The sequence below is a fragment of the Caulobacter sp. FW305-C-30-S16 genome (assembly GCF_058783025.1).
Genome location: NZ_JBYSYH010000002.1, coordinates 58,749 through 70,968, shown reverse-complemented (window position 1 = coordinate 70,968; position 12,220 = coordinate 58,749). Strand labels below are relative to the sequence as shown.

15 protein-coding genes are annotated in these 12,220 nt (G+C 67.7%); 11 read left to right on the top strand and 4 right to left on the bottom strand.

Features of this window, described 5'->3' with window-relative positions; genetic code table 11:
• Positions 1–27 precede the first annotated feature (27 nt).
• Genes AC3WJT_RS07335 through AC3WJT_RS07325 form a run of 3 tightly spaced genes read right to left on the bottom strand, consistent with a single transcriptional unit; the run spans position 28 to position 1,696 of the window.
• Positions 28–795: a GIN domain-containing protein gene (locus tag AC3WJT_RS07335; RefSeq protein ID WP_492342450.1), complete on the bottom strand. Its 768-nt coding sequence runs from the start codon at positions 793–795 to the stop codon at positions 28–30.
• Positions 796–806: 11 nt separating this feature from the next.
• Positions 807–1,373, bottom strand: coding sequence for a DUF1700 domain-containing protein (locus AC3WJT_RS07330; protein WP_492342449.1), 567 nt, complete (start codon positions 1,371–1,373; stop codon positions 807–809).
• Entirely contained in the window at positions 1,370–1,696 is a 327-nt protein-coding gene (locus tag AC3WJT_RS07325; RefSeq protein ID WP_492342448.1) for a PadR family transcriptional regulator, read from the bottom strand. The genes AC3WJT_RS07330 and AC3WJT_RS07325 overlap by 4 nt, the downstream gene beginning before the upstream one ends.
• Before the next feature lie 280 nt (positions 1,697–1,976).
• Between AC3WJT_RS07325 and coxB the strand changes: the two genes are divergently transcribed.
• The 10 genes from coxB to AC3WJT_RS07275 all read left to right on the top strand — a co-directional run bounded on the left by coxB (position 1,977) and on the right by AC3WJT_RS07275 (position 11,037).
• Positions 1,977–2,912, top strand: a complete 936-nt coding sequence (gene coxB, locus AC3WJT_RS07320) for a cytochrome c oxidase subunit II (protein ID WP_492342447.1) — start codon at positions 1,977–1,979, stop codon at positions 2,910–2,912.
• A gap of 17 nt (positions 2,913–2,929) precedes the next feature.
• Positions 2,930–4,582 (top strand): cytochrome c oxidase subunit I, encoded by a 1,653-nt coding sequence (gene ctaD, locus AC3WJT_RS07315; protein ID WP_492342446.1) that lies wholly within the window; start codon positions 2,930–2,932, stop codon positions 4,580–4,582.
• 79 nt (positions 4,583–4,661) lie between these two features.
• Positions 4,662–5,642, top strand: a complete 981-nt coding sequence (cyoE, locus tag AC3WJT_RS07310) for a heme o synthase (protein ID WP_492342445.1) — start codon at positions 4,662–4,664, stop codon at positions 5,640–5,642.
• Positions 5,639–5,803, top strand: a complete 165-nt coding sequence (locus AC3WJT_RS07305; protein WP_492342444.1) for a cytochrome c oxidase system small membrane protein — start codon at positions 5,639–5,641, stop codon at positions 5,801–5,803. The genes cyoE and AC3WJT_RS07305 overlap by 4 nt, the downstream gene beginning before the upstream one ends.
• Positions 5,784–6,383: a cytochrome c oxidase assembly protein gene (locus AC3WJT_RS07300; protein ID WP_492342443.1), complete on the top strand. Its 600-nt coding sequence runs from the start codon at positions 5,784–5,786 to the stop codon at positions 6,381–6,383. The genes AC3WJT_RS07305 and AC3WJT_RS07300 overlap by 20 nt, the downstream gene beginning before the upstream one ends.
• Positions 6,384–6,443: 60 nt before the next feature.
• Positions 6,444–7,322 carry a cytochrome c oxidase subunit 3 gene (locus AC3WJT_RS07295; RefSeq protein ID WP_492342442.1) on the top strand — a complete coding sequence of 293 codons (879 nt, stop codon included), beginning with the start codon at positions 6,444–6,446 and terminating at the stop codon, positions 7,320–7,322.
• Between the two features lies 1 nt (position 7,323).
• Complete coding sequence (locus tag AC3WJT_RS07290) at positions 7,324–7,680, top strand: DUF983 domain-containing protein (RefSeq protein ID WP_492342441.1); 357 nt, start codon at positions 7,324–7,326, stop codon at positions 7,678–7,680.
• The gene (locus tag AC3WJT_RS07285) at positions 7,670–8,365 is read left to right on the top strand and encodes an SURF1 family protein (RefSeq protein ID WP_492342440.1); all 696 of its coding nucleotides are present in this window, start codon (positions 7,670–7,672) and stop codon (positions 8,363–8,365) included. Before AC3WJT_RS07290 ends, AC3WJT_RS07285 begins: the two co-directional genes overlap by 11 nt.
• Positions 8,366–9,775: a threonine synthase gene (gene thrC, locus AC3WJT_RS07280; RefSeq protein WP_492342439.1), complete on the top strand. Its 1,410-nt coding sequence runs from the start codon at positions 8,366–8,368 to the stop codon at positions 9,773–9,775. It abuts the gene before it with no gap.
• Positions 9,772–11,037, top strand: a complete 1,266-nt coding sequence (locus AC3WJT_RS07275; protein ID WP_492342438.1) for a M16 family metallopeptidase — start codon at positions 9,772–9,774, stop codon at positions 11,035–11,037. Before thrC ends, AC3WJT_RS07275 begins: the two co-directional genes overlap by 4 nt.
• On the opposite strand, the gene AC3WJT_RS07270 is transcribed toward AC3WJT_RS07275, so the two are convergent.
• On the bottom strand, positions 11,034–11,468 hold the full coding sequence (locus AC3WJT_RS07270) for a YciI family protein (RefSeq protein WP_492342437.1): 435 nt from the start codon (positions 11,466–11,468) through the stop codon (positions 11,034–11,036). The genes AC3WJT_RS07275 and AC3WJT_RS07270 overlap by 4 nt on opposite strands.
• Before the next feature lie 153 nt (positions 11,469–11,621).
• On the opposite strand from AC3WJT_RS07270, the gene AC3WJT_RS07265 reads away from it, so the two are divergent.
• Entirely contained in the window at positions 11,622–12,215 is a 594-nt protein-coding gene (locus AC3WJT_RS07265) for a GNAT family N-acetyltransferase (protein WP_492342436.1), read from the top strand.
• Positions 12,216–12,220: the final 5 nt, after the last annotated feature.

The window sequence follows — 12,220 nt, the reverse complement described above, 5'->3', positions numbered from 1 at the left end:
AGGTAGGCGCTTCGACCGCATCCGTCATCATTCCGGCAGGTGAAGATCGCCCGAACCGTCGATATTGCTGCTCAGGCTGGCCGGCTTGGTCGTCAGGGTGACGTCGCCGCTGCCGGCGATGCTCACCTGGGCGGCGCCCGAGACCGACGCTTCAGCCTCGCCGCTGCCCGCCACGCTGATGCTGCCGTCACGGGCCTTGAGCTCGGCCAGACGCGCCTCACCCGACCCGGCGATCGCCAGCGACAGGCTCTGGGTCACGCCTGTGACCGCGACTTCGCCGGAGCCGTTGACCGCGATGGCCAGGTCCGGCTGGTCGTAGTCGGCGATGATCAGGTCGCCGGAACCATTGACCACGAAGCGCTTCACCGCCGGCGCCACGATGGTGACCCGCAGACTGTCGCGCACGTAGCGCAGATGCAGACCGCCCTTGGTTTCGCTGTCCCGGAAGCGGAGACGACCGTCCTCGAGCACAACGCGATCAACCAGCGCCTTGGGACCGGTCAGGGTCACGCTGGCGACGGCGCCCTGGGTGTAGGACACCTCGGCGGGCACATCGATCTGCAGCTCCGGTCCGCCGGCCCAGGCGAGCGTCTGGGTCACGTCCGGGCCATGGCGGCTGTCGCGGCCGATCTGGACGGACACGTCGCCGTTCTCGTCGAACTGCTGCAGGAAAGCCGGCGAGAAGGCCCAGCCCTCCTGGAACAGCTGGCGTCCGCCCGTCGCCGCGGCGCCGGAGAAGCAGACCACGGCCAGCACGAAGCTCGCCACAGCAATGATGATCAGGGTTCGGATCATGACCGGGCTCCTCAGCCTTGCGGATCGATGGCCGGCTTGAGCAGCCGGTAGTGGAGACGGGCGTACCAGACCAGGGCGTTGACCAGTCCGACGGTGACCAGGGTCAGCACGGCGCCGGCCGAGGTCGAGATGGCCATGATGCCGATGCCGCCGAGGATGGCGGTGGCCGGCCCGCCCGGCGGATTGGCGAACGGACCCGCCGCGAACACGACGCCGCCCGCGACGACGCCGACGATGACGGCGATGAAGAAGCCGAACAACGCGCCCACGACGCCCATCAGGATGGGCAGCAGCACGATGATGTCGATCGCGCCCAGGCCGAGCACGGCGAAGACGGCCGCGGCGGCGGCTGAGGGGTTCTTCTGCTCCTCCCACTTCTTCATGCCCGCCTCGGCGCGCAGCTCGCGCGCCAGCCGGCCGGGATTGCCGAGCGCGTCGGCGACCTCCTGCTCGCTGCGGCCGGCGGCCAGGGCGTCCGTAAAGTGGGTGTCGTAGTCGGCGGCGATGTCCTCGATCGAGGCGGCCGGCATGCCGACGAGGCCGCGACGGAGCTTCGTCATGAAGTCAGCGCGGGTCATGCGGCCGCTCCCAGGATGTCGTCGACGGCGCGGGTGAACGCGGCCCATTCCGACTTCTGTTGCGTGAAACTGCCGCGACCGGCGTCGGTCAGACGGTAGTATTTGCGCGGCGGGCCGCTCGGCGACTCCACCAGATAGGTCTCGACCAGCCCGTCCGCCTGCATGCGGCGCATGAGCGGGTAGATGGTGCCTTCCCCCATGTCGATGTCCTTCGCGAGCCGGCTGGCGATCTCGTAGGCGTAGCTGTCGGCGCGCGACAGCAAGGCCAGAACGCAGAGCGCCAACACCCCTTTTTTCAGTTGGATTTCGATAGCTTCGGTCACGTTTTCCATTCCCAAATCTGACACCCTTCTATCGCATGATACTGACTAACGCAAGGTAGCTGTCGAAACATGATAGCGGGTTGGATCAATGACAGGCGCCGGCCCATGGCGGGTCAGGCCTTGAGCCGCTTGGCAAGGCGGGTTCCAGCGCGTATGCACCGGGCCTGAAAGGGCGAAAGGGACGGGTGGGATTCCGGCATGCGCAAGCGGCTGGTCCATTCGCCGAGTAACTCCTGACTGCCGGCGGACTTCAGAGACCGGCGAAACGGACGTGAGGCGCATGAACGCGAAGGTGAAGGGGATGCGGGGGCTGTTTGCAGCTTTCGCCGCCGTCGTAATGACGGCGATGATGACGGGGACGGCCTACGCCGACGATTTGGTCGGCCAGCCCACGCCCGGGGGAATGGGACTGCAGCCGGCGGCCTCGCCGCTGAAACACCAGGTGCATTTCTTCCACGATGCGATCCTGCTGCCGATCATCACGATCATCAGCCTGTTCGTGCTGCTGCTGCTCCTGTGGATCGTGGTTCGCTACAACAAGAAGGCCAACCCGATCCCGGCCAAATGGAGCCACAACACCACCATCGAGGTCATCTGGACCCTGGTGCCGGTGCTGATCCTGATGGTCATCTCGATCTTCTCGTTCCGGCTGCTGTTCGACTATCACAACATGCCCAAGCCGGACGTGACGGTTAAGGTGGTCGGCTACCAGTGGAACTGGGGCTACGAGTACCCCGACCAGAAGATCCCCGAGTTCATCTCGGCCATGCTGCCGGAAGAGGAAGTCGCCAAGCGCGGCCTGCCCCACAGCGTCTTCCGTCTGGCCGCCAGCGAGCCGATGGTCGTGCCGGTCGGCAAGGTCGTGCGGGTCCAGGTGACAGCCGCCGACGTGATCCACTCCTTCGCCCTTCCCGCGTTCGGCCTCAAGACCGACGCCATCCCGGGGCGTCTGAACGAGACCTGGTTCACTGCGGAGAAGGTCGGCACCTACTACGGCCAGTGCTCGGAGCTGTGCGGCGTCGACCACGCCTTCATGCCTATCGAGATCAAGGTCGTGAGCCAGGCGGACTTCGACGCCTGGGTCGCCACCAAGGCTCCCGCCGCGGCCCCCGCGCCCGTCTCCGCTCCGGCGGCCGACGCGGCCGCGCCGGCTCCGACCCCCACGGCGGCTCCCGCCGCGCCCGCCGCCGGCCCCGCGCCGGCGGTCGCGAACTGATTTCAGGATAAAGACCGATGGCTTACGCCGCCGCTCACGACGACAAAGAAGCCGAGCACATCCCCGGCTTCTTCACCCGCTGGTTCCTGTCGACGAACCACAAGGATATCGGCACGCTCTACCTGCTCTTCGCCATCATGGCGGGACTGGTGGGCGGCGCCCTGTCCGGCCTGATCCGCTGGGAACTGGCCGCGCCAGGCATCCAGATCTTCGGCCCGAACTCCTCGGTCAGCCTCCTGGGCCTGATCGAGCAGAGCAACCACGGCTACAACGCCGTGGTGACCGCCCACGCCCTGATCATGATCTTCTTCATGGTCATGCCGGCGATGATCGGCGGGTTCGGCAACTGGTTCGTGCCGATCATGATCGGCGCGCCGGACATGGCCTTCCCGCGGATGAACAACATCTCCTTCTGGCTGCTGGTCGCGGCCTGGGTGCTGCTGCTCACCTCGATGTTCGCCGATGGCGGCCCGGGCAAGGGCTTCGGCGGGGGCTGGACGATCTATCCGCCGCTCTCGACATCCGGCCACACCGGTCCGTCGATGGACCTGGCGATCTTCTCGCTCCACCTCGCGGGCGCCAGTTCGATCCTCGGCGCGATCAACTTCATCACCACCATCTTCAACATGCGCGCGCCGGGCATGACCCTGCACCGCATGCCGCTGTTCGTGTGGTCGATCCTGGTCACCGTGTTCCTGCTGCTGCTGTCGCTGCCCGTCCTGGCCGGCGCCATCACCATGCTGCTGACGGACCGCAACTTCGGCACCAGCTTCTTCGACCCGGCCGGCGGCGGCGATCCGGTGATGTTCCAGCACCTGTTCTGGTTCTTCGGTCACCCGGAAGTGTACATCCTGATCCTGCCGGGCTTCGGCATCATCAGCCACATCGTCTCGACCTTCTCGAAGAAGCCGGTCTTCGGCTACCTCGCCATGGCCTACGCCATGGTCGCGATCGGCTTCGTCGGCTTCATCGTCTGGGCCCACCACATGTACACCGTGGGCATGGGCATCAACCTGCGGGCCTATTTCGTGGCCGCCACGATGGTCATCGCGGTTCCGACGGGTGTGAAGATCTTCAGCTGGATCGCCACCATGTGGGGCGGCTCGGTCAGCTTCAAGACGCCGATGCTGTGGGCGATGGGCTTCATCTTCCTGTTCACCGTCGGCGGCGTGACCGGCGTGGTGCTCGCCAACGCCGGCATCGACTACAGCCTGCACGACACCTACTACGTGGTCGCCCACTTCCACTACGTGCTCAGCCTGGGCGCGGTGTTCGCGATCTTCGCCGGCTTCTTCTACTGGTTCGAGAAGATGTGGGGCGTGAAGTACAACGAGTTCCTCGGCGCGCTGCAGTTCTGGGTCATGTTCGTCGGCGTGAACCTCGTGTTCTTCCCGCAGCACTTCCTGGGACTCCAGGGCATGCCGCGTCGCTACGTCGACTATCCCGACGCGTTCACGATGTGGAACCAGGTCTCCTCCTACGGCTACCTGATCACGATGGTCGGCGTGGGAATCTTCCTGGTCGTTCTGCTCGAGGCCGCCATCCGTCGTCGCAAGGGCGAGGCCAATCCCTGGGGCGAAGGCGCCACGACGCTGGAGTGGACCCTGTCCTCGCCGCCGCCGTTCCACCAGTTCAACGAACCGCCGGTTATCGAGGACGACCACCACTAGGTCGCCTTCCAGCGGAAACACTTTCAGGGCGCGTCAGGGTTGGACCCGGACGCGCCCTTCCCTTATGAAGCCCTCACCCATGACCGAGCCCGCCGCCATCAACACCCGCCCCGCCATTCCGGCGCAGTGGTCGGACTACCTGCAGCTTCTCAAGCCGCGGGTGATGTCGCTGGTCGTGTTCACGGCCCTGACCGGCTTCGTCTGCGCCGGGGCGCCGTCCAATCCGCTGCTGACGGCCGTCGCCATCCTGTGCATCGCCGTCGGCGCCGGCGCCTCGGGCGCGCTGAACATGTGGTTCGACGCCGACATCGACGCCCGGATGCGCCGCACGCGCGGACGTCCCGTGCCGATGGGCAAGGTCCTCGGCGCCGAGGCCGCGACCATGGGCGTGGTGCTGTCGCTGTTCGCGGTCATGCTGCTGGGCATGACAACCAACTGGCTGGCGGCCGGCATGCTGGCCTTCACCATCTTCTTCTACGTCGTGGTCTACACGATGTGGCTCAAGCGCTGGACGCCGCAGAACATCGTCATCGGCGGGCTGGCCGGCGCCCTGCCCCCGGCCATCGGCTGGGCGGCCGCCACCGGCGAGGCGCCGCTGAACGCCTGGCTGATGGTGCTGATCATCTTCATGTGGACGCCGCCGCACGCCTGGGCCCTGGCCCTCTATACGTCCGAGGACTACGCCAAGGTCGGGGTGCCGATGATGCCGGTGGCCAGGGGCGCGGCCTCGACCCGCAAGCAGATCTTCCTCTATTCGCTGCTGTTCACGCCGATCTGTCTGGCGCCGGCTTTCACGGGACTCGGCGGCCCGTCCTACCTGGCCGTCGCCGCCGCGGGTGGTCTGGTCTTCCTGCTGCTGGCCTGGCGGGTGTTCCGCTCGAAGGCCGGCGATGCGCCGGACGAGCGCCTCGACGGCGATGACCGGCTCTATGCCGTCCGCGCCGGGGCCAAGGACGCGCGCAACCTGTTCGCCTTCTCGATCCTGTATCTGACCCTGCTGTTCGCCGCCCTGCTGGGCGAGCATCTGCTCGGGGTCGCGCCGCTGGAGTTATTGAAATGACCCCTGAGACCCTTGAGCGGCCCAAGTATGACGCCGAGGCCTTCCGCAAGGCCCGGTCGGGGCGGAATATCGCGCTGGGCCTCGGCCTGGTGGCGTTCGTGGTCGTCGTCTTCCTCGTCACCGTCATCCGGATGGGAGCCAATGCAACGCCCCACTTCTGATACCGGCCGCAAGGCTGGCGGCCGCAACGCGCGGCTGGCCATCATCTGCACGGTGGTGTTCGCCGGCATGGTGGGCATGGCCTACGCCTCGGTGCCGCTGTATCGCGCCTTCTGCCAGCTCACCGGCTTCGACGGCACGGTCCGCAAGGCCGAGAAGGCGCCGGACAAGGTGCTGGACCGCAAGCTGACCATCCGCTTCGACGCCAACGTGCGCGAACTGCCCTGGAGCTTCACGGCCAGCCAGGTCAGCCAGGAGCTCAAGATCGGCGACACCGGCCTGGCCTTCTACAAGGTGACCAACAACGGCAAGACGCCGATGACCGGTCGCGCCAGCTACAACGTGATCCCCGAATCAGCCGGTCTCTACTTCCAGAAGCTCGAATGCTTCTGTTTCACGGACCAGACGATCCAGCCCGGCCAGACGGTCGAGTTCCCCGTTGTCTACTTCGTGGACCCGCAATTCGCCTCGGATTTCGAGACCCGCGGGGCCCAGGAGGTCACACTTTCCTACACCTTCTTCCCTTCTACGGAGAAGAAGACCCAAGCGGCTCTTGGCGGAACGGCCGGGGCGAGGCTATAGCACCCCATAAAGTCGGAACGGCTGGCCCGTTCCGGGGGACAAAGAGGTTCAGGCACGATCATGGCCCACGGCGCCGTCAAGCACGACTACCATCTGGTCAATCCCAGCCCCTGGCCGCTGGTCGGATCCATCGCCGCGACGGTGATGATGTTCGGCGCGGTCGTCTGGATGAAGGGTCTGTTCGGCCTTGAGAAAGGCACGTCCTGGATCTTCTTCGCCGGCCTCGGCCTGGTGCTCTTCACCATGCTCGGCTGGTGGATGGATGTGACCCGCGAGGCCAACGCCGGGGATCACACCCCGGTCGTCGGAATCGGCCTGCGCTACGGCATGATCCTGTTCATCGCGTCCGAAGTGATGTTCTTCGTCGCCTGGTTCTGGATCTTCTTCGAGATGGTCCTGTTCCAGGGCAATCGCACCCTGACGCCGGAAGTCGGCAACTTCGAGGGCGTGGCCGAGGCCTGGAAGGCCTGGCCGCCGGCGGGCGTGGAACTGGTTCCGGCCTTCCACCTGCCGCTGGTCAACACCCTGACCCTGCTGCTCTCGGGCACGACTGTCACCTGGGCGCACCACGCGCTGCAGGTCGGCGACCGCAAGGCCGCCAAGATCGGTCTGGGCCTGACCATCATCCTCGGCGCGCTGTTCACCGCGATCCAGGTCTATGAGTACAACCACATCCTGCACGAGAACCTGTTCTTCTCGGAGGAAGCCGGCAAGGCGGGCCTCTACGGTTCGTCCTTCTTCATGGCCACGGGCTTCCACGGCTTCCACGTCCTGATCGGCACCATCTTCCTGGCGGTCTGCTTCTTCCGCCTGCTGGGCGGCGGCTTCAGCCCCAAGCAGCACTTCGGGTTCGAGGCGGCGGCCTGGTACTGGCACTTCGTCGACGTGGTCTGGCTGTTCCTGTTCGCCTTCATCTACGTCGTCTTCGGGACGGCCTGACGTGGTCAATCCCTACGCGGCCGGGGCGGCGGGTCGCTGCCCCAGCTGCGGCGAGGGACGCCTGTTCGAGGGCTTTCTGAGGATCGCTCCCGTCTGTGAAGCCTGCGGCTTTGATCTGAAGACGGCCGACACCGGAGACGGTCCGGCCGTCTTCGTCATTCTGATCGGCGGCTTCCTGGTCGCATTCGGCGCGGTGTTCACCGAGATCGCCTTCAGCCCGCCGATCTGGCTCCAGCTGCTGGTCTGGCTGCCACTGACCGCAATCGTCTGCGGCGCGTTGCTGCGGCCCTTCAAGGGCCTGCTGGTCGCGGCGCAATTCACCAATAACGCCCGGGAGGCGGGACGGGATGGCCGCTAGACGGTTCCCCATCGGCCTGACCATCGCCACGGCGATCAGCCTGGCGATCCTCATCGGTCTGGGCGCCTGGCAGCTCAAACGGCTGTCCTGGAAGACGGAGCTGCTGGCCAGCATCGCCGCCGCGCAATCCACGCCGGTGAAGCCGATCGGCCAGGTGCCGCTGACACCCGCCTATCAGTTCCGCCGCGTGTCGCTCGACTGCCCGGGCCTGGCCACCGCCCCGTTCGTCGAGCTCTACGCGATCCGCGACGGCAAGGCCGGACACCGGCTGGTGTCGCTCTGCAGCCCGGTCGGCGGTCGCGTGCCGATCCTGGTCGATCGCGGCTTCGTCGCCGATACCGTCAGCGCCCGCCCGGCCATCGCGGCCTCGACCGACGTCGTCCGCCTCACCGGCGTGCTGCGCGAAGGCGAGGTGGCGGGTCGCTTCACCCCGCCGACCCTGAAGAACCTGTTCTACGTGCGGGACCTCGACCAGATGGCCTACGCCCTGGGCGCCCGGCGGCACCCGGACGTGATGATCCTGGCGGAGACCTCCAGCAATCCGGACTGGCCGGCGCTGATCCCCGCGCCCCTGCCGACCGACATCGCCAACCGGCATCTGGAGTACGCCCTGACCTGGTTCGGCCTTGCCGGGGCGCTGGTCGCCGTTTATGCGGCGCTCGTCCGGCGCAGGATGAAGGGCTAGATGAAATACGTCTCCACACGGACCGGGTCCGGTCCCGACGCGCCGGCGGTCGGCTTTCTCGACGCGATCCTGTCGGGCCTGGCGCCCGACGGCGGCCTCTATGTGCCGGAAGTCTGGCCTGAACTGACCCATGCCGAGATCGCCGCCTTCGCCGGCCAGCCCTATCACCGGGTCGCCGCCGAGGTGCTGAGTCGCTTCACGGGCGGCGAGATCCCCGCCGACGTCCTCGATGAGATGTGCGAGGAGGCCTATTCGACCTTCACCCACACGGCCACCTGTCCGGTGAAGCAACTGTCGCCAGGCCTGTTCATGGTCGAGCTGTTCCACGGTCCGTCACTGGCCTTCAAGGACGTGGCGATGCAGCTGCTCGGGCGGCTGTACGACTACGCCCTGTCGCGCCATGGCCGGACCATGACCGTCGTCTGCGCCACGTCCGGCGACACCGGCGGCGCGGCCGTCGAGGCGTTCCGCGGCCGCTCCAACGCCCGCATCGTCGCGCTCTTCCCGGAAGGCCGCATCAGCGAGGTCCAGCGCCGGTTCATGACCACGGCCGGCGAGAGCAACGTCGCCTGCGTTTCGGTCGACGGCACGTTCGATGACTGCCAGGCCATCGTGAAGGCGATGTTCGGCGACGACCAGTTCCGCAACGCCGTGGACCTGTCGGGCGTCAACTCGATCAACTTCGCCCGCATCGCCGCCCAGGCCGTCTACTACTTCACCGCCGCCGTCGCCCTGGGCGCACCACACCGGCCGGTGGCCTTCGCGGTGCCGACCGGCAACTTCGGCGACGCCTTCGCCGGCTGGGTCGCCCAGCGCATGGGCCTGCCGATCGCCCACATCCTGGTGGCGACCAACAGCAACGACATCGTCGCGCGCGCCTTCGAGACCGGCCGCTATGCGCGCGGCGTGGTCGCCGCGACCCAGTCTCCGGCGATGGACATCCAGGTCGCCTCCAACTTCGAGCGGCTTTACTACGAGAGCGTCCGCCGCGACGGCGTCGAGACCGGCCGCGCCTTCCGGGCGTTCAACGAGACCGGCATTATCGACCTGCCGCCGCAGGCCCTGGCCGCCATGCGCGAGACCTTCTCCGGCGCCTCGGTGACCGAGGACGACACGGCCCGGACCATGCTCTCGACGCTGAACGAGACCGGCGAGCTGATCGACCCGCACACCGCCGTGGCCGTATCGGCCGCCCGCCGCGCCAGCCTGCCCGACGCGACCACGCCGATCGCCATTCTCTCCACCGCCCACGCCGCGAAGTTCCCGGATGCGGTCAGCGCCGCCACCGGCGTGACGCCGGACGTTCCGGCCTCGGCCCAGGGGATCACCGGCAAGCCGGAGCGCTACGACCACCTGCCCGCCGACGCGGACGCCATCATGGCCTACGTCCGCGCGTTCGCGTCGAAGTGACGGCGCGCCTCCACACCCTCGCCAACGGCGTACGGGTGGTGTTCGACCCCATGCCGGGCCTCGAGACCCTCGCCCTGACGGTCGTCGCCGGCCGCGGCGCCCGCTACGAGGATGAGGCCCGCAACGGCTGGTCGCACCTGCTCGAGCACATGGTGTTCAAGGGCGCGGGCGAGCGTTCGGCGCGCGCCATCGTCGAGGACATCGAGGCCGCCGGCGGCAATCTGAACGCCGCTACCGGCTATGAGCGGACCAGCTTCCAGACCCGCACCCTGGCCGGCGGCCTGCCGCTGGCGATGCAGATCACCGCCGATCTGGTCCTGCGCCCGACGATGAACGCCGCAGACCTCGTCCGCGAGAAGAAGGTCGTCGGCCAGGAGATCGCCGAGGCCCTCGATACCCCGGACGACCTGGTGTTCGAACTGGCCCAGGAACAGGCGTTCGCCGGCCAGGCGCTCGGCCGGTCCATCCTCGGGGCGGTGAAGTCGCTCAAGCCGGCCACGCCGGAGGCATTGTCCGACTGGCGCGCGGCGCTCTATGCCGCCGACCGGCTGGTGGTCAGCGCCGCCGGCCGGGTCGACGAGGATCATCTGCTGGCGCTGGCCGAAGACGCGTTCGGCCACCTCCCGCCGACCGCCGGAGCGGCCCTGCCCACGCCCCCGGCCTTCACCGGCGGGACGGCGACGAAGCTGCGCAAGCTGGAGCAGGCGCATCTGGTGCTGCTGTTGCCGGCTGTCGGCGCGTCCGATCCCGACTATTTCGTCCTGCGCCTGTTCGCCGAGGCGCTCGGCGGCGGGATGTCGTCGCGGCTGTTCCAGGAAGCCCGCGAGAAGCGCGGCCTCGCCTACGCCATCGACGCCTATGCCGACACCTACGCCGACGTCGGCATGCTCGGCGTCTATGCCGGCTGCGCGGCGGGCGACGCTTCCGAACTGGCGCGGATCGCGGCCGGCGAGATCCGCGGCCTCGCCGCCTCGGTCAGCGAGACCGAACTGGCCCGCGCCAAGGCCCAGCTCAAGGCCAGCCTGTTCATGGGCCGCGAGCAACCGCTGAACCGCGCCGAACAGGCCGCCGGCCAGGCCTTGATGTTCGGCCACCTCTACACGCCCGCCGGCATCGCCGAAGCCATCGACCTGGTGACGGCGGCCGACTTCGCCCGGCTGGGCGAGCGCCTGCTGGCGGACCGCAAGTGCGCGGTGTCAGTGCTTGGCTCGAAGGCGGCGCTGGGAGCGGGCGAGGCGTTCGAGCGGGCGGCGTTCGGTTAGGCCACGCCGAGCTTGCCGCGTTCCCCGTTACGGGAGGTTGCGAGTTCCTCGGGCGTAACGAATTCGCCCAGATCCTCGGCTTCGTAGAAGGCCCGGATTTCCATCTCGCCCTTCTGGCCCGGGATGACGGGTGCACGCTCCGCCCAGGCCATGGCCTCGTCCATGTCCTTCACCTCCCAGATCGAGAAGCCGACCACCACCTCGCCGGTCTCGGCAAACGGTCCGTCGATGATCGTGCGGCCGGCGCCGTCGAACAGAATCCGCCGGGCCTGCGCGTCATTCTTCAGACCGGCTGCGGCCACGAAGACGCCGGCCGCGACCAGCGTCTCGGTGAACTGGTCCATTGCGGCGAAGGCCGCCAGCATCTCGGGCGTGGGCGGGGCGCTCATGTCCACGTCCCCGGCGGCCTTGCTGAACACCATAACCCGCATCGTCTGTCTCCCTGCCAGAGCCGGCCTCATTCGACCGCTCATCGGCACGACGAACAAGCCCGTCGGAATTCGACGTCGTTCCGGAACTTTTCGCCATTGGCCGGGCGGAAGAGGACGCTTGCCCGCATCCGCGACCCGCGCCACCCTTCGCCCATGTCGCTCCTTGAATGGATCTCGCCGGAGACCGGCCCCAGCTTGCAGGGGCAGGGTGTGGTGCTGCGTCCGCCGCGGCGGCGCGACTATCCGCAGTGGGAGACGCTGCGGCAGGGTTCACGCAGCTTCCTGCAGCCCTGGGAGCCGGTCTGGTCGCCGGACGAGCTGAGCCCGGCGGCCTACGCCCGGCGGCTGTCCGCCTGGCGCAATGGTCGCGAGAGCGACCAGATGTACGCCTTCTTCGTCTTCCGGGAATCCGATGACGCGCTGGTCGGCGGCATCACGCTCAACAACGTCCGGCGCGGCGTCGCCCAGATGGGCACGGTCGGCTACTGGTCGGGCCAGCCCTATGCGCGTCAGGGGCATACGCTGGCGGCCCTGCGGACGCTGATCGGGTTCGCCTTCGGTCCACTCGGCCTGCACCGCCTCGAAGCCGCCTGCCTGCCGACCAACGACGCCTCGGCGGCGCTGCTGCTGAAAGCCGGCTTCACCGAGGAAGGCTACGCGAAGGCTTATCTGAAAATTAACGGCGATTGGCGAGATCATCGTCTGTTCGGGCTGGTCTCACGCGAAGGCGCGTACAGCCGTCCGTAAGGAGA